The organism is Neptuniibacter sp. QD37_6, assembly GCF_047778085.1.
In the GTDB taxonomy this organism is placed as follows: Bacteria; Pseudomonadota; Gammaproteobacteria; order Pseudomonadales; family Balneatricaceae; genus Neptuniibacter.
The window spans coordinates 249,075-265,213 of record NZ_CP180550.1 but is presented as its reverse complement, the minus strand read 5'-3'; the positions used below and the strand labels follow the sequence as shown (position 1 = coordinate 265,213).

Below are 16,139 nucleotides of genomic sequence, written 5' to 3'. Positions count from 1 at the left end.
CAAAAAGCTTGTTTTGCAAATTACACGGAGGATTGGATTACCTAACAAGCTGCTATGAATAACATGCTCTCCATTCATAAACCGGCCTCTTGGCCTTAACTGATGAAAGGTAGAAACATGCTAAACATTCAGCAAACGAAAGTCCTAACAGCACTTGTTAACTCTGCAGGTATCACAGAAAACTTCGATCATCATGTCGATGGTTACAGTTTTATTTGCCCATTTGAAGTAATCGAACAGCTAGAAGAAATAACCGGGCTCGAAATAGAAGAATTCGACTTACTCACTGAAAGTAGTTCCGGGCTTTTAAGAGAAGTCACATCATTCAGGCTCAAGCCTGAGCATCACTCAAAAGCAAAAACCATCCTAAACGCCCATGTTGATGAACTCATCAGAAATGGGCACACGCCAAGCACTTTTCAATAAACAAAATTCCCGCTACTACCCACCTAATGGGTAGTAGCTAACATTTTTTCAGAGAAATTATTATGCCAACAATGCGCGAATTAACCTCAAAAATGATTATCCCCACACTTTCCCATTCAACTCCTCGCGAATTTAAGCGATTCGCAAAAGAGCATGCATGGAAAATTGCATTACTACCCAAAGAAAAGGTGAAACTGTTACAAGATGAAACATCAATCCGTAGTGAGGAGTGGTTTAATACAACCGGTGCTGCAACTTATTGCCTATGTCAGGCTTGCGATCCTGAAAAAGACTGGCATACAGTATTGAAAGAGAATCGTCGTAAACAGAACGATAGTGTAGCAGTCCTGATTTTAGGGAAAGAACCAAGAGGTAATGCAGAACGGCTTGGTGAGCTTGAATGCCACACAGTGGGTAGAAAAGTCTACTATACCAAATCAGCCCTTGATAAGTGGCTGGCAGGAATGAAGTCTTTTTCCAAACATTGAGAGATTGTTTCATCTCCAATGTGATCATATTGTGCCGATAGCAATCGAAACACTATGTTCGATGCAACAAGATTAAAGGGGAACCAGCGTCATTACTGGCTCCCCTTCTTTATATCTGTTTCCCCGACCAACGGGTTATCAAGCCAACTGTTAAACCAAAATATAGCCTCAGATGCACAATACCCACCTCTGTGATACTTTTTCCAGATCCACTTGAAAAAGGCTTCAAGATGAAAACAAATGTAGTTTCAGAACTTGATGAACTTAAAGAATCCCTACGACTATTCTCGGCAGAGCGTGATTGGGATAAATTCCACTCCCCAAAAAATCTTGCAATGGCGCTCGCAGTTGAAGCATCAGAGATAATGGAACACTTTCAATGGCTTTCAGAGTCTGAATCAGCAAATCTCGATAGCAGAAAATCCAAAGCGGTAAGTGAAGAATTGGCTGATGTTTTTCTGTACCTCATTAGGCTTTCAGATAAGCTCAATATCGATCTTGTATCAGCAGCAAATGATAAGCTGGAAATCAATAAAACTAAGTACCCAGTTGAGTTAGTGAAAGGGAAATCAGAAAAGTACACGGAGTACCTACGAGATGACAAAAAATAATATTTTCATTTTTACGGCAGGGAACCCTGCTGCCAGAGCTCACCTTAGTGATTCCATCACTAATCCGATTGCCCTAAACACTATTCAAGATTCAGTTACATCGTCAGAGCTGGAAACTCTTAAATCAATAGAAAAAGAGTACGATGGTTTATTTGCATGGGGAGCTGTACCTGGTGAAAGGAATGTACCTAACTGGGAAGAATTACAACCCGGCGATACCGTCCTCACTGTTTACGACAACCATTACCGCTTCATATCTAAAGTTCTCTACAAAACAAGAAACAACGACGCAGCTAAAAAAATATGGGGCACTGATCCATCTGGACAAACTTGGGAGCTAATGTATTTTTTAACTCCACCTCAAGTACTTGACCCAGCAGTACCAATAGAAACAGGTACATTTTCAGAATACTTAAATAAAGCATATAGAGGCTTCGCCAAAATTGGCTCAGAGAAAATCGAGCGTATCATTACCGAATACGGGAGCATCGATCATTTTTTCGACAAAGCATTATCGATCCGGCTACCGACCAAAACAGAAGCAGAGATCTTATTAACTGAAGTAGTCATGGATATTGAGGGATCCTATGATCCAACTGATCACACTGATGCTCGAGACAAAATCCTTAAATCGATTTCTCAAAGACAAGGGCAACCCAAATTCAGGAAAGCACTTCTAGAGGCATATAAAGGACACTGTGCTGTTACAGGTTATGGAGTAGAACAGACATTGGAAGCAGCACATATTCAGCCTTATAAAGGGAAGCACACCAATCATGTTCAGAACGGTATATTACTGCGTTCCGACATTCACTCATTGTTTGACAAAGACTTACTCACAATAGACCCTGACAGTTGGTCAATTCATTTGCATCCCAGCATTACCGAGTCTGAATATTCCTCGTTACATGGGAATAAGATAAAACTTCCAACAGAGCAGACACATTATCCAAGTTCTGAAGCCCTTCAAATCAGAAACCGAGAATTGGACTGGTTTACACCTAAGTAAAAAGAAGAGAAATCACTTCCAATGTGATCAAATTGTGACCACATATCGTGAGGTAGCATTTGTATCACAGACAAAATAATGGGGAAGCAGCGTGGTTACTGGTTCCCCATATCATTTCGCAAGCGAGTGACCAACGGGTTAAGGATCCGTTGGTCAGGCAAATACTGTTTGGCCCCAAACTATCTGACTACTTATTCATCATTTGCAGAAGATTCCAGTCTATTCGTTTTAACATCTGGAGCCGTTAGCTGAAGGCTATTTATTACCTGGTTGATGTCTTTATCATCCATTCTTTTGATAACAATATCCCACAGCTTTTGCCTAGTTTCTAAATCCACTAACCCATCAAACCCCAGAGTCTGGTTTCCAAACAACATAGAATAGCCAAGCACTAGATAAAGCATACTCTTCTTGCTATTACCTTCTACAGCATTCCAAATTTCTCCCGGAGAATGGAAGCCTGCCTTTGTTGTTATCGTAATCTGGTCACTGTGAACATATTTCCTAAATACATCATCAAACTCATCAGGTTTTAATCCACTATCAAGCTCTTTTGATATCACCTCTAACTCATTAAGAAATCCTAACAGGGTAGACACAGCATAGTTTTTAACACGCTGTTCCGTATTTATCTTTGCAGAAAGATAGAGTGTATCCCCCTTACAAAAGACAGGATAAAGAGAGTGATAAATTGCCTCCCAGTTATGATCAATATTGAAAATGGTTTGATTTGCCTTCAAGCTCGCTTGTAAGCCATAAGGCAAGCTATCTCTCCTGATACTAGGTCCCCAAGAAACTTTTCGTCTTAGTTGGTATTCCAGAACTGTTTTTCTATCATTTTCATGATCATGAATAATGGCTAGAGGTTTCGAATCCAGTCTGTAGTCACTAATAATTCGCCCGAACCGTATAACTGAGCGTCCAACAGTCAGCACCCAATCACCCACCTTCATATCATTTATAAAGGTCTTTGCTTGATTTAACTGAGTAGAAGTACTTCGGGAAGGGATATCCTGGTGTTCATGTAACTTTTTTAAAGATGAGTCTAGCGATTTATACGAACGTTTAGATATCTGACTATTAATAGGCCTTAAATTTAGTTGATCTAGATGGCCTAGAGCTATAACCCCATATCTGATGAAGTGTTCATAGTATTTGCAATTATCCGCCCGTACTACCCAATACCTTCGCTTATCTGGTACGTTATATACTTCCATATGTGACTCTACTTAACATTCCATATTTCCCAACAATAGCCCTAACTAGTTAGGTAACTGACTGGCATTCTCTTCTTTATCTTTTTCTAAGCCCTGATAACAAAGCAAATGGTCTGGTGCAAACCGACTTCGATCTCTACATGAGATTAACCACTCATGCTCTTCTGAAAGAGAGTATTTACTTACTAACTCATCTGCTAAACAAGCCTTACCTATCCAATACAAGCTAGTAATTATCATCTGAAATCCATTCGTCTTATCCAATATATGCATAGCCGATTGGTACAGATCCTCGTTCCCAGCGTCCAGTATCCGCTTTTGTAACTCATATTCGCTAACATATCCTTCTGAATAATCAGAATCACGAGCCAAATAAAAAAGCGCATGTATTCCCGCAACCTTTTCTGGCGTAAGGAAGTCTTGGCAATCCTTAAATATTTGATCTCTTAGTTCAGCATCTTTTTTATAGTCCTCGAATTTAGGCTGATCGTTAACTTGCACCCAAAGATCATCAGTCAGCCATTTATTTAGAGAGCTAACATCATGTAATTTATCCCAAAGAAGAATAACAAACCTGAGATCATCATCAGATAAACCAAGAATACCTTTATCTAAATTGATGAGTGATCCTAACTCATAATGGGGCTCGATCTTATTGATTGCCCTAGAGAACTCATTACTACTGATAGCATACTTCTTTCTCAGATCAGCCTTTATATCTTTAAAAGGCAGGTTTTCCCAAAGATCTCGTGCTGGCAAGTCATTAGCTAAATCAAAAAGCCTGGACCTAGATAGGTTTTTCGTGTGAGTTTTCAGATCATATTCATCCAAGATGAGCATATTGAATCGTTCCAACTTATCTAGGTTAGCTTCTAAAGCCACAAAGGAACGTTTTAATACTGCCAGGTTGATCAAAGATACATCTACCAGGTGCTTCTGACTTTCATTACTAGTTGGATACCTAAATGTCTGGCCCGTCGGATCAACATTAGCAATATCTAAAATCTCTTCGTCAACTTTAGTAATGTAGTGGGTGTACCTTTCATCTAATTGAGGAGCATATTCCTTTATATAGTCCCAAATTTTTCCTATGTCATGGGATGAATCTAAATCGAAACTCAGGACTATATCCTTGTACTCAGACAGACCGAATAAATATAGAACTGTTTCTTTCAATCGAAGCTCGATTGAATGCCTCATATTGAAACAAATTGGATAAACCACCTGGTCTACGAGGTCCGTTAATTTCCCCTCACCCAGCACCCTATCCAACAAGATATTCGCTGCCAATGAATAGCCTTTCGCATATTCTTTATTACCAGGTAAGCCATTCTCACCAACACAAGCATTTGCCCAAGTAGGTCCTAAACCATGAAATAACTTATTCTGCATTTATAACTTAATATCCTTTGTATTCCGTATTATTCACTAGTGTTAATCCTCTAGTGAACAGCTAATCCATCCAACTGCTCTGAAAGCTTGTTCCCCTCACGTAGTGCCTTTTCTAAGGCCTGTGTTTCTCTGTATTCAACAGCCTCTGCTGTCATCGTCCAGTGAACTTCTTTTTCTGTTTCACTTACTACTTCTTTAATCTCTGCGAGAGGAACTCTAAAAAACTCTTTTCTTGGATTCATTTTATTAACCTGAACATGCTCAAACTTCCTATGCAGCATTTTCTCTAAACTCGGAGCGTCTTCACTGTAAATCATCGCATGTACATCAAAACTAAATGGCACACTCGCATCACCTAATTCTTTCACTCGATCCATAGGTTCGAGGCGTCGAGTCATACCGACTTTATAAACATGCTCTCCAAATGAACCAATGTTGCTAATCACATAAACATGTCCACGCTTAGTTTGCTGAGCCATAGAAAGGGCTCTCTGGTTCTTCTCTTCTGCGTCCTGCAGTTTCTGCTCTAAATCAGCCAATCTCTCTTCATACAGAGTTCGTTGTTCATCAGACGCAGATTGGAGTTCCGCACGGGCTTTCTCCATAGCTTTTTGCAGCATTTTTTCTTCTTTCTCTGTTTCTTTTAGAGCTTTCTCATATTCCCGACGTGCCCGTTCCTCTTCACGCATTTGTTCCTTAATACGTTTCTGCTCTTCTCGTTCTTGTAGCTGTAATTCTGAGGCTGCTACAGCCCACTGCAATTCTTCTAAGCGTGACTTATGAAACTGATTAGTTATACGAGCATTCCGAAATGCAGAACCGTTATAGTTAACTAGCTGTAAAGCATCCTCTATCTGCTGCTGCAACTTACCTAAATTATTATGCTTAACTTTTCCTAGAGCACTGTCAGTCTTCCCTATATAGGCATCCAAGATAAACCGAATAGCGGTCTCTTTCCGGTGTTTTTCTACGTAATCACATTCGGCTGCAGCTTCCTGTTTGATGAGGTTTTTCGTATGAGCCCGTGCTTCTTTCAGTTTTGCTCCGGCATCCTTGTGGCTGAAGTCTTCAGCTAGATTATCCAGAATCGAACTGGCAGGGATGATGTACTCATCTCCATAACCTTTAATCGTATTTCTTGCAGCAGTTGCTGCTGCCTGCCACAGATCAGCTTTCTCTTTAGCCTCTAATGCATCACCGGCAATCTGCTTAGCGTCTTCACGAGCTCTGTCCATGATTGTGGTCGCTTGCTCATGTGCAGATTTCAGCTGTTCATCCGCCTTACTCCTAATAGCCGATGCACTACTCCTAGCTTCCTTAAGCATTTCTTTACTGTCTGTTTCAGCTTCTAAATGCATGCTTTCAGCTTCTCGCTTAAGCTTCTCAGCTTCATGCTTTGCATCAGCAAGCTGCCCCAAAATATTTTCTTTAGCTTCTTTTTTTCTTTTCCTGATTTCTTTATCGATGTCGACGATACTCTGAAATGGGCTGAGTTCAGACACTTGAGATGAGAGGCTACTGATTTGTTTTTGTTTTTCTGACAGTTCTTCTTGAAGTGTAGCTTCTTCTTTGAGGAGTTTAGATTTTTTGATGCTAGCGAGAACCCAAAGCACCAAGAACAAGAAAGCCAAGCATAGTGAACCAATCACTACTCCATATGATTCCATACCAACATCTCCATCTGGTGGTTATATGTTAACTATCCTCCAATCAGGTAAGTTCATCAAGAGAGACAAGACTATAGCTTTTATCAGTCTGACAATTCACATCGACATAGTGACCATAGGTACCTACTGGCCACAAATAGTCTTGTCGTGGGCCTCAAAGTATTAAATAACAATACCTTTATATTGAAATCACCTTTCACTGCCCTGATATATACAATGCGCCCATAACTTTTTAACTAACTGATATAAATAAGAGATCCATTTCATGGAAGATATTAATGTAAAACCAGGTGACATCATTGTCACAAACTACGGTACATACCAACATTGGTCACTTGTTTCTGACCGCATTGGTGCAGATAACAAATTAATGCTCATATCTGCGACAAAACGATTAGGCACTGTTGCTGAAGAGATGTGGGATACCGTAGTTAAAGGAAAGAAAACATACGTTGTTGATACACAGCTTACAACGCCTGTACAGGACATTATTGAACGAGCACGATCTCAAATAGGTCTTTGGAAATACAGCCTTACTTCGAAAAACTGTGAACACTTTGTAAAATGGGCTGCAGGCGCTGAAGTCACTTCAACCCAAGTAAAAGCTTTTGGTACAGGTGCACTACTAGGAGTAGCTGGTGTAGCCGCACTATCTGAAGACCCTAAACTTGTTAAGTTCTTAGGTGGCGCATTACTTCTAGGCGGGGTTGCTGTTATGGCTACAAGAGCATTGGAAAAGCCAATCAACAATGAAGCTAGCTCAAGCGTTATTTAATCTTGTAGACCGTTTCCACCGGAAACGGATCTACAACCTCCCAGCACATTCCTCCGGCGCTGTGACCATATCGTGACCACCGGTACTTACTGCCCGCAAATGTTCTTGATGTGTGCCTTTGGCTCAGATGGATGGGGTGCAATATTTGTTTAAATGGGGCAGGTTTGCTAATCTCAGACGATCGTAGAGGAACGCCGCGATTTAAAGCCGACACTGCCAAAAAATCCTATTAGGGAAGCGTTTATGAGTGTATTAACACTCCCTCAAAGGCATCATGAATACCATTTGTACTAGTTGGTCGGCTTGCTTGTGCTCAAAAAATGGTGATTTATGAGCAACACAAAGAACAATTCCTTAGTTTTCCCGTCCGGTAAAACCGTAGCTCAGATTAAGAAAGACGCTAAACAGCTGAAAAAATCTGAAGGAATCTCGACAACGAATGCATTAGATATACTCGCAAAACGAAATGGGATGAAGTGCTCATACAAAGATGCAGTTGAAGCTTTAAAAGAAACAAACCAGAGAAAGATAAAGCCTGAAGACAACGAAGCTAATCAAAAAAACCCTAATAAAGGCACAAAAGGAACTAACAGGCAGTACGATCAGGTTCATGGTAACCGCTCCATACAACTATCGAGAGTAACATTCTTAGTGCCTAAGCATCTGCTCTCGGACCCTTTCATACAAAAACACCGCCTCCAAAAACTAAATACAGAAACAGCATATAAACTAAAACTGATAAGCAAGTCAGATTATTTAGATGTAGACCTAACAACGAAATATGATTTCGTACGATTTAACAAGCCAATCAAAGGCGGCCGCAAAAACACAAGTGGCGCCCTCCAAAAAATAAGGCAAACAATGTGTGGCGACCTAAAAAACAAGCAAAGCCATATTTTTTGGATCGGGAACCAAAGGCATAAAGATACAAATCACCCTAAGTACGAAAGCTTATGGGGATGCGGTGGTTTATATAGCGATGGTTCAGAGTACAACCCTTTCATGTACGACTAAGAATCCACACCTTTAACATCTTATCTGTAGACCGTTTCCACCGGAGACGGCTCTACAAACATACCTTCCTCCGACATTGTAATCATTGGTAAACGCGCCTTAAAAACTGATTTCAACTCATGCTAGAAGTACTCAAAAAGACAAACACCAGACACCGAAAGAGAGAGACACCCCAAAAAAGAAGTACCGGAAACCTCTTTAATTTCAACAAGTTACAACGAAAACAAGTATTGACAAAACATGAGACCTGATGCTGATATAGAAAGAAAATCAACTCCATAAAGGAAACACAATGGATCAAAACTTATACAAAAAGCTTGGTGTCTCAGTAAGTATTCCTGTTTTCAATGCCATCGAGAAATTGGTTCAAAAATGTCCAGGCAAAACAAAAAAAGAGATCGTCGAAGAAATGCTTAGAGAAGGATTAAACAAGCGAGGTGAAGAAATACCAGATCCTATACCTGAATGGGAACAAATACCCCCTAATGAGTGGAATCTAATGTTGTCCGAAAAAGTTATCGTAGAGGTACATAAGTATTCAACGTACTTCGTAGCTATGGATACTGAAAATCAGCAATTTATTGGCAGTTATGCCAAAATCACAGACGCTAAGGTTAATGTACAAGAATATTGTTCATCTAAGCTCGGCATTGATTTTAAAATCGAATGATCAATGAAAGCGTACGCTTAAATTCAGCCCCCACCGGCACTGTGACCATATTGTGACCACCGGTACTTACTGCCCGCAAATGTTCTTGGTGTGCGCCTGTAGCTCGGTTGGATGGGGTAGCAAAAAGCGAATAGGAACAAGAAGATAGGTGTATAGAAAAAGTGGCGCGCCTGGAGGGATTCGAACCCCCGACCAACAGGATCGGAACCTGCTACTCTATCCAGCTGAGCTACAGGCGCACTCAAGAAGGTTTGCGGGCAGTATTCTACCCATGCCTATATGATTCGCCAAGCATTATTCTTAAGTAACTTCTGTCGGTTCTGGTCTGTACAGGTTTTTGATTTCGGTTTCTAAATCGCCCTGTAGTAGGACTTCCCACTCCTGAGTATTCTCAGTGTAAGCAAGGAAAGCGTTACAGTGACTGCAACGATAGATACGTTGATTGGGAATAGCACTCAGTAGATTGAAGCTTTCCATCTCTTCCGGTTTTGCGTCTGCTTGAATACAAGCGCATGTTTCAGACATTCCATTGCTGGACATTTCAGGTTTCCCAACCAAGAATTTAGACCTTAGTATAACTCGCATTTCTATAAATGCATGTTTTATCATTGATCCATCTTCTCTATCGGTCTGTTTTCCTGACTTTTTATAGAGAATGACCAAAATATTTACTCAAATCGAGCTGATAAGCACTTCCACGGCCAAAGCCCCATTTCAGTTGTGATTATTTATCGCTATAATCCGCAGCCGGTGAAACTTTGAGCAGTCGTGTCTGAATATCCGCCCCTGAGCACCTCTTGAGGCTGGGCATCCTGACAGGCCACGCTGCCCATATAACAATTTATGGTTGATTGAGAGGTCGTGACTGTGAAAAAAATCACTTCTGCATTAGTTGCTTTAGGTCTAGGTGTTGCTCTTAGCGCATCTGTACAAGCTACTTCTAACGATGAAGCAGTAATTGAGCGTATAAAATCAGTTGGTTCTGTTTGTATCGAAGGCGATGACACTTGTGGCGGTGCACCTGCTGCAGCTCCTGCCGGCGGTGCTCGTACTGCTGAAGAAGTTTACAATGCTGCATGTGCAGGCTGCCACGCGACTGGCGCTGCAGGTGCTCCAAAATACGGTACAGCAGACTGGGCTGACCGTGCAGGTAAAGGCATGGAAACTCTGCTAGCTAACGCTATCAACGGTATCAATGCAATGCCACCACGTGGTATGTGCCGTGACTGTTCTGACGAAGATCTTCAGAATGCTATCCAGCACATGCTAGACAGCGCTAAGTAATCACTTAGCTCTGTGTGTAAAGAAGGCCGCGATTGCGGCCTTTTTTGTATCTGCGGTTTTCAATCAAATAGATTCTTTAAACTATTCAGTGTGGCCTGACCACGCTTCTGGTTCTGCACTTGGCACTTCTCTCCTGCACCCTCGATCTCAAGGTCTTCTGGTGGCAGCTCATCCAAGAAACGACTCGGCATGCAGTCCATCACTTCACCATACTGTTTGCGCTGTTTTGCTAACGTAATGGTTAAGCATTGCTTAGCACGGGTAATCCCCACATAGGCAAGACGACGTTCCTCTTCAACATTATCGGTTTCGATACTGTTTCGGTGAGGCAGAAGTTCCTCTTCCATCCCCATCAGATAAACATAGGGGAATTCCAACCCTTTAGAAGCGTGTAAGGTCATTAGCTGGACACGATTAGAGTCATCTTCCTCTTCTTGTCGATCCAACATATCAATTAGCATCAAGCGATTAATCGCTTCTTGAATCCCTGCATCGGGGTCTTCTTCTTGTAAACGCTCCAATGTGGACTTCAGGGATTCGATCAGGAACCAGACATTCTGCATTCGCTTCTCTGCCATTGCGTCACTGGAACTGTTTTGCGCAATCCAGCCCTCGTAGTCGATATCGCGGATCATCTCATGAATAGCCGCAATCGGATCACCGCTGTGACACTGGCGATAGATGTGCTGCATCCAGGTACAGAAACGACGTAAACGTTCCACAGCATTCGCCGGCATCGCCTGCTCTAAGCCCAATTCATCACAAGCGCTGAACATACTGATTTGGCGCTCTAAAGAGTACTGCCCGAGTTTTTGCAGTGTGCTCGGGCCTATCTCTCGACGCGGCAGATTAATGATTCGTAGGAAGGCATTGTCATCATCGGGATTGACCAAGACCTTGAGGTAACTCATCAAGTCTTTGATCTCTGCACGGGAGAAGAATGAGGTACCACCATTCAGCTTGTAAGGAACTTGATAGTGCTGGAGCTTCATCTCTAACAAACGCGCCTGAAAGTTACCACGATACAAGATCGCCATATCTTTAAACTGCACATTTCTACGCAAATGCAGATCGGTAATTTCCATGGCGATACGATCACACTCAGCATCTTCATTGCGAGTGTGAATAACTTTGATTGGATCACCCATCCCCATCTCACTCCATAAGGTCTTCTCATAGACGTGAGGGTTGTTGGCGATCAAGGTGTTGGCTGCTTTTAGGATCAAACTGGTAGAACGGTAGTTCTGCTCCAATTTAACCACTTTAAGGCTTGGGTAATCATGTTCTAACTGGTTGAGGTTTTCTGGACGAGCACCACGCCAAGCATAGATCGATTGGTCATCGTCCCCTACCACCGTTAATGCGCCTCTATGGCCTACCAATTGTCTTACCAATCGATACTGGGACAAGTTAGTGTCCTGATACTCATCCACCAATAGGTAGCGAAGGCGGTTCTGCCAGCGTTCCAACACATCAGGTTGAGAAGCAAACAGGCGTACTGGAATCAGGATCAGATCATCAAAATCTACAGCGTTATAGGCGCGTAGGTGCTGTTCATAACTTTCATAAGCACGAGCCGCCAGAATATCTTGGGGAAGTTGAGCTTGAGCGAGCGCTTCATCAGGTGTAAGCATCTCGTTCTTCCAGTTGGAAATACAGTTTTGCACCATATCCACTTGGTCACTCTCTTCATTGTTTTGCAGCATCAGGTCTTTCAGCAGTGCTTTGGTATCCTGATCATCAAAAATAGAAAAGCCCGGCTTAAACCCCAAGGCTTTATATTCACGTTTAATGATGGTCAAACCAAGGTTATGAAAGGTCGCTACCGTCAGGCCTTTGGCATCTCCACCTTGGAGCAGAGACATCACACGCTCTTTCATCTCTCGTGAAGCCTTGTTGGTAAATGTCACCGCTGCAATGTTACGCGCAGCAATACCGCACTGGTTAATCAGGTAAGCGATCTTCCGGGTGATTACACTGGTTTTACCCGATCCCGCACCTGCGAGCACCAATAACGGTCCCCCTATGTATTCCACTGCTTCTTTCTGACGTGGATTTAATCGTGACATTTTTTAAAAAACCTTCAAAAAAAACTAAAGCTTCATCTAAACAAGCCGATAAAACGATCTTGTGACACCGTGAAATCCGGTTAAAAAACACCATTAACCTACTGAAATACAAGAATTAAAACATTTGTTTTAATATTTATTCCAGAATGTTAATCTGCCGTTAAGCTAATAGGTAATTATGACACGAATCGCTTTTTAGGGAGATACCTAGTAACAAGATTTGTGTTGTGTATAGTTTTAAATTGGGGAAGTAAGTGATGCGCTCAGCGCTGAGACAGTTACCCGGTCGCCATAAAAATGTTTTACTGGTCGATAAGTACCAGCAAAACCGCATGCAAATCCAATCGATACTGGAGCGATTTCCATTGTATCAACTGATGTTTTGCGAAGACCAGATAGAAGCCTTATCACGCGTACACCTCTCCGATATTGATTTTATCCTTCTTAGCGAAAACGTCAGCCCTTTACCTTGCAGCACAATCATTGCTGACATCTATAGTTCCGTCCCTCACATTCCTATTATTGTCTTAAACCAATACATCAGCGAGGAACAAGGGCTAGCCCTGATTGAAGCTAAAGCAACTGACTTCTTATCAACTAATACGCTTAATGCTGATCTATTGCTGCGTACGCTCCGCCATGCGGAACAATCAGCCAAGCAGAATGCTGAGATACAACAGCTTCGAAATTCAGACACACTAACGACAGCAAGCAATCGTCAATTTTTTTACCAATCGCTACTACGAAAGCTAAATAATTTAGCTGAAAACAAGCATCACTTAGCCCTTATTACCATCGATTTGGATGACTTCCGTAAGTTTAATACTCACTATGGTTTCACTTCGGGAGATCAGGTTGTTGCCGAGATGGGTGAGCGTATTCAAAGCAGTTTAAAGAATGATGAACTGTTTGCCAGATTAGGCAGCGATGAGTTTGCTATTATTATCGATATATCCATAGATATTGATTTGCAAGCAGCCGTTCGTGAATACCTCAATAAGCTGATTATTTCCCTACAGCAACCTTATAAGCATGATCAAGTTGAGACACAGTTAAATTGCAGCATTGGTGTAGCACTGGCACCAGAGAATGCAGACGATGTAGACCTACTTAATCAGCGCGCAAGTCGTGCTCGTTTAAACGCTAAACAGATTCATGGCTGCAACTATGCTTGCTACCGCCCAAGCATGGATATTGATACCAATAATCCAAATGACTTGGAAGCGGAACTCATGCCAGCACTGCGTTCTAAACAATTTGAACTGTTTTTCCAACCTAGAATTGATTTGCGTTCTGGAAAAATATCCGGTGCCGAAGCATTGATACGCTGGCAGCACCCTAAACGCGGATTAATAATGCCCGCAGATTTCATTCCCCAATGCGAAAGTAATGGAATGATTGTTGCGATCGGCTACTGGATCATTTACCAAGCGGGCCAGCACCTTCAGGAACTAAAAGCGGCTGGATTAACCATCGACAAACTCGGTATTAATCTATCGTTCCGCCAGTTTAAAGACGACATGCTGGTCGATATGATTAAGCGTATTATCGAACAAGAACAGATCGATACATCTGTGCTTGAATTCGAACTGACTGAATCAGCTATTTTTAGTGACGAAGAACACGTCCGTGCTTGCCTGAAGACGCTATCTGAAGAGGGACTTACCTTCTCCCTAGATGATTTTGGTACAGGTTATTCGTCATTCTCTTTACTGCATAAGTTACCTATTAGTGCACTGAAGATCGATCGTTCTTTTGTCAGCCATGTTCAGGACTCCAGTGAAGCGGCTGAAATTGTGCGCTCAATCATCAGTCTCTCGCAAAACATGAACATCAAAGTCATTGCTGAAGGAGTAGAGACCCGTGAACAACTCGACTTCCTAATCAAGCATGACTGTGATGAGATACAGGGCTATTACTACAGCCCTCCTATCAGCTTTAGCGACTTCAAGCAGATGCTGTTACAGCGCCAGTAATTCAACTATCAATTCAAACTACTCCTAGCCGCGACCCGATAACTTAAAGCTTCCATTAAATGCGCGCGCTGCACCACCTCAGAACCGGCCAAATCAGCAATCGTTCTTGCCACTCTCAAAATACGATGATATGCCCTCGCTGACAGCTGTAGTTTTTCTAACGCTTTGGCTAGCATCTCTTTATCTTTCTGCTCTATCTGACAAAGAGATTCCAATTGTGGCCCTGTTAACGCCTGATTTGGTCCACCTTGGCGACTAAGTTGAACTTGGCGACAACGCACTACCCTTTCGCGAACAGACTCGCTTGATTCTTGTGTTTGTGGAATCTCAATCATCTCCTGTTGTGACAGCGCCTGCACACTTAACTGAAGATCAATACGATCTAACAACGGTCCAGAAACCTTGCCTTGATAACGTCTTATCTGATCAGGGCTGCAACGACAACGATCTGTCCCATCAGCATAATAGCCACAAGGGCAGGGATTCATGGCTGTCACTAATTGAAACTGTGCTGGAAAAGTAGATTGTCGTGCCGCCCGAGAAATTAATATCTCACCTGACTCCAAGGGCTCCCTCAGCACTTCTAAAACTTTACGGCTGAATTCGGGTAGTTCATCCAAAAAGAGAATCCCTTGGTGCGCTAAAGAGATCTCTCCCGGCTTAGGGTTCCCCCCACCACCAACAAGCGCTACAGACGACGCCGTATGATGCGGTGCGCGGAAAGGACGCTTACGAGGCAAGCACGCTTCACTACTACCCTGAGTAATAGAGTAGACTGCTGCGACCTCCAAGGCTTCCTGTTCGGTCATCTGTGGTAACAAACCCGACAAACGGTTAGCCAACATACTCTTACCACTGCCTGGCGGCCCCACCAGCAAAATATTATGACCGCCCGCTGCTGCCACCTCTAAAGCGCGTTTTGCTTGCGCCTGCCCTTTGACGTCGCTCAGATCAGGGCCTGAAGCACCTAAGGCAAAAGGCTGAATTTGCGCCTGCGCAACAGGAATCAGCTCAGAACCTTGTAAATGAGCGCAGACTTGTAGCAGATGACCTGCCGGCAATACCGATAAATCCGAGGCCATTAGCGCTTCATTCTGGTTCATTTTGGGCAGCAACAGATGGCGCTGTAAAGATCGGCAAGCGAGCGCAACGGGTAAAACCCCAGTTACGGGCCGCAACTCACCCGACAAGGCTAGCTCACCAATCAATTCGACATCAGCTAATGATTTGGCTGGCAACTGATTGGTTGCCGCCAAGATACCTACCGCAACGGCTAAATCATACCGACCACCTTCTTTCGGAAGATCTGCAGGAGCTAAATTGACCGTGATACGGCGCTGAGGAAATTCAAAACCTGAGTTAATCAGAGCACTACGCACCCGTTCACGGCTTTCTTTTACCGCAGCCTCAGGCAAGCCAACGATTGAAAAACTCGGAAGGCCACCAGACAGGTGAACCTCGACAGTAACCGCAGGTGCATCAATTCCGACCTGCGCGCGCGTATACGCTATCGCTAAAGACATAAGCTTCCATCCTTGGAA

At 42.7% G+C, this 16,139-nt stretch carries 15 protein-coding genes and 1 tRNA gene; 9 read left to right on the top strand and 7 right to left on the bottom strand.

Features of this window, described 5'->3' with window-relative positions:
* Positions 1 to 117 precede the first annotated feature (117 nt).
* The 4 genes from ACMXYO_RS01120 to ACMXYO_RS01105 all read left to right on the top strand — a co-directional run bounded on the left by ACMXYO_RS01120 (position 118) and on the right by ACMXYO_RS01105 (position 2,534).
* Entirely contained in the window at positions 118 to 426 is a 309-nt protein-coding gene (locus tag ACMXYO_RS01120) for a hypothetical protein (RefSeq protein ID WP_415886602.1), read from the top strand.
* Positions 427 to 488: 62 nt separating this feature from the next.
* The gene (locus tag ACMXYO_RS01115; protein ID WP_415886601.1) at positions 489 to 914 is read left to right on the top strand and encodes a hypothetical protein; all 426 of its coding nucleotides are present in this window, start codon (positions 489 to 491) and stop codon (positions 912 to 914) included.
* Between the two features lie 230 nt (positions 915 to 1,144).
* A complete protein-coding gene (locus tag ACMXYO_RS01110) occupies positions 1,145 to 1,525 on the top strand; it encodes a nucleotide pyrophosphohydrolase (protein WP_415886600.1) in 381 nt (126 codons plus the stop codon).
* Positions 1,512 to 2,534 (top strand): HNH endonuclease, encoded by a 1,023-nt coding sequence (locus ACMXYO_RS01105; protein WP_415886599.1) that lies wholly within the window; start codon positions 1,512 to 1,514, stop codon positions 2,532 to 2,534. Before ACMXYO_RS01110 ends, ACMXYO_RS01105 begins: the two co-directional genes overlap by 14 nt.
* A gap of 191 nt (positions 2,535 to 2,725) precedes the next feature.
* Here the strand turns inward: ACMXYO_RS01105 and ACMXYO_RS01100 are convergent, their stop codons facing one another.
* From ACMXYO_RS01100 to ACMXYO_RS01090, 3 genes are read right to left on the bottom strand one after another with little or no spacing between them, the layout of a single operon-like run.
* Positions 2,726 to 3,751 (bottom strand): hypothetical protein, encoded by a 1,026-nt coding sequence (locus ACMXYO_RS01100; protein WP_415886597.1) that lies wholly within the window; start codon positions 3,749 to 3,751, stop codon positions 2,726 to 2,728.
* Positions 3,752 to 3,796: 45 nt separating this feature from the next.
* Entirely contained in the window at positions 3,797 to 5,143 is a 1,347-nt protein-coding gene (locus ACMXYO_RS01095; protein WP_415886596.1) for a hypothetical protein, read from the bottom strand.
* Between the two features lie 50 nt (positions 5,144 to 5,193).
* On the bottom strand, positions 5,194 to 6,810 hold the full coding sequence (locus ACMXYO_RS01090) for a DUF4041 domain-containing protein (RefSeq protein WP_415886595.1): 1,617 nt from the start codon (positions 6,808 to 6,810) through the stop codon (positions 5,194 to 5,196).
* Between the two features lie 265 nt (positions 6,811 to 7,075).
* On the opposite strand from ACMXYO_RS01090, the gene ACMXYO_RS01085 reads away from it, so the two are divergent.
* The 3 genes from ACMXYO_RS01085 (at position 7,076) to ACMXYO_RS01075 (ending at position 9,269) form a co-directional block, all read left to right on the top strand.
* Positions 7,076 to 7,585, top strand: a complete 510-nt coding sequence (locus ACMXYO_RS01085; RefSeq protein ID WP_415886594.1) for a lecithin retinol acyltransferase family protein — start codon at positions 7,076 to 7,078, stop codon at positions 7,583 to 7,585.
* A 330-nt stretch (positions 7,586 to 7,915) separates the two neighbouring features.
* On the top strand, positions 7,916 to 8,599 hold the full coding sequence (locus ACMXYO_RS01080; protein WP_415886592.1) for a hypothetical protein: 684 nt from the start codon (positions 7,916 to 7,918) through the stop codon (positions 8,597 to 8,599).
* A 292-nt stretch (positions 8,600 to 8,891) separates the two neighbouring features.
* A complete protein-coding gene (locus tag ACMXYO_RS01075) occupies positions 8,892 to 9,269 on the top strand; it encodes a hypothetical protein (RefSeq protein ID WP_415886591.1) in 378 nt (125 codons plus the stop codon).
* A 162-nt stretch (positions 9,270 to 9,431) separates the two neighbouring features.
* Here the strand turns inward: ACMXYO_RS01075 and ACMXYO_RS01070 are convergent.
* A tRNA-Arg gene (locus ACMXYO_RS01070) sits at positions 9,432 to 9,508 on the bottom strand.
* Positions 9,509 to 9,569: 61 nt separating this feature from the next.
* Complete coding sequence (locus ACMXYO_RS01065; protein WP_415886590.1) at positions 9,570 to 9,809, bottom strand: hypothetical protein; 240 nt, start codon at positions 9,807 to 9,809, stop codon at positions 9,570 to 9,572.
* A gap of 327 nt (positions 9,810 to 10,136) precedes the next feature.
* On the opposite strand from ACMXYO_RS01065, the gene ACMXYO_RS01060 reads away from it, so the two are divergent.
* On the top strand, positions 10,137 to 10,553 hold the full coding sequence (locus tag ACMXYO_RS01060; protein WP_415886589.1) for a c-type cytochrome: 417 nt from the start codon (positions 10,137 to 10,139) through the stop codon (positions 10,551 to 10,553).
* Positions 10,554 to 10,612: 59 nt separating this feature from the next.
* Here ACMXYO_RS01060 and rep read toward each other — a convergent pair whose 3' ends face one another.
* Positions 10,613 to 12,622: a DNA helicase Rep gene (gene rep / locus ACMXYO_RS01055; RefSeq protein WP_415886588.1), complete on the bottom strand. Its 2,010-nt coding sequence runs from the start codon at positions 12,620 to 12,622 to the stop codon at positions 10,613 to 10,615.
* Positions 12,623 to 12,879: 257 nt separating this feature from the next.
* Between rep and ACMXYO_RS01050 the strand changes: the two genes are divergently transcribed.
* Entirely contained in the window at positions 12,880 to 14,598 is a 1,719-nt protein-coding gene (locus ACMXYO_RS01050) for an EAL domain-containing protein (RefSeq protein WP_415886587.1), read from the top strand.
* An 8-nt stretch (positions 14,599 to 14,606) separates the two neighbouring features.
* Here the strand turns inward: ACMXYO_RS01050 and ACMXYO_RS01045 are convergent, their stop codons facing one another.
* Positions 14,607 to 16,121 carry a YifB family Mg chelatase-like AAA ATPase gene (locus ACMXYO_RS01045; protein WP_415886585.1) on the bottom strand — a complete coding sequence of 505 codons (1,515 nt, stop codon included), beginning with the start codon at positions 16,119 to 16,121 and terminating at the stop codon, positions 14,607 to 14,609.
* Positions 16,122 to 16,139: the final 18 nt, after the last annotated feature.

Coding starts and splice junctions, on each gene's coding strand:
- ACMXYO_RS01120 (WP_415886602.1), top strand. CDS start 118: ATGCTAAACATTCAGCAAACGAAAGTCCTAACAGCACTTGTTAACTCT.
- ACMXYO_RS01095 (WP_415886596.1), bottom strand. CDS start 5,143: ATGCAGAATAAGTTATTTCATGGTTTAGGACCTACTTGGGCAAATGCT.
- ACMXYO_RS01080 (WP_415886592.1), top strand. CDS start 7,916: ATGAGCAACACAAAGAACAATTCCTTAGTTTTCCCGTCCGGTAAAACC.
- ACMXYO_RS01045 (WP_415886585.1), bottom strand. CDS start 16,121: ATGTCTTTAGCGATAGCGTATACGCGCGCGCAGGTCGGAATTGATGCA.
- ACMXYO_RS01075 (WP_415886591.1), top strand. CDS start 8,892: ATGGATCAAAACTTATACAAAAAGCTTGGTGTCTCAGTAAGTATTCCT.
- ACMXYO_RS01050 (WP_415886587.1), top strand. CDS start 12,880: ATGCGCTCAGCGCTGAGACAGTTACCCGGTCGCCATAAAAATGTTTTA.
- ACMXYO_RS01065 (WP_415886590.1), bottom strand. CDS start 9,809: ATGTCCAGCAATGGAATGTCTGAAACATGCGCTTGTATTCAAGCAGAC.
- rep (WP_415886588.1), bottom strand. CDS start 12,622: ATGTCACGATTAAATCCACGTCAGAAAGAAGCAGTGGAATACATAGGG.
- ACMXYO_RS01105 (WP_415886599.1), top strand. CDS start 1,512: ATGACAAAAAATAATATTTTCATTTTTACGGCAGGGAACCCTGCTGCC.
- ACMXYO_RS01090 (WP_415886595.1), bottom strand. CDS start 6,810: ATGGAATCATATGGAGTAGTGATTGGTTCACTATGCTTGGCTTTCTTG.
- ACMXYO_RS01110 (WP_415886600.1), top strand. CDS start 1,145: ATGAAAACAAATGTAGTTTCAGAACTTGATGAACTTAAAGAATCCCTA.
- ACMXYO_RS01100 (WP_415886597.1), bottom strand. CDS start 3,751: ATGGAAGTATATAACGTACCAGATAAGCGAAGGTATTGGGTAGTACGG.
- ACMXYO_RS01115 (WP_415886601.1), top strand. CDS start 489: ATGCCAACAATGCGCGAATTAACCTCAAAAATGATTATCCCCACACTT.
- ACMXYO_RS01085 (WP_415886594.1), top strand. CDS start 7,076: ATGGAAGATATTAATGTAAAACCAGGTGACATCATTGTCACAAACTAC.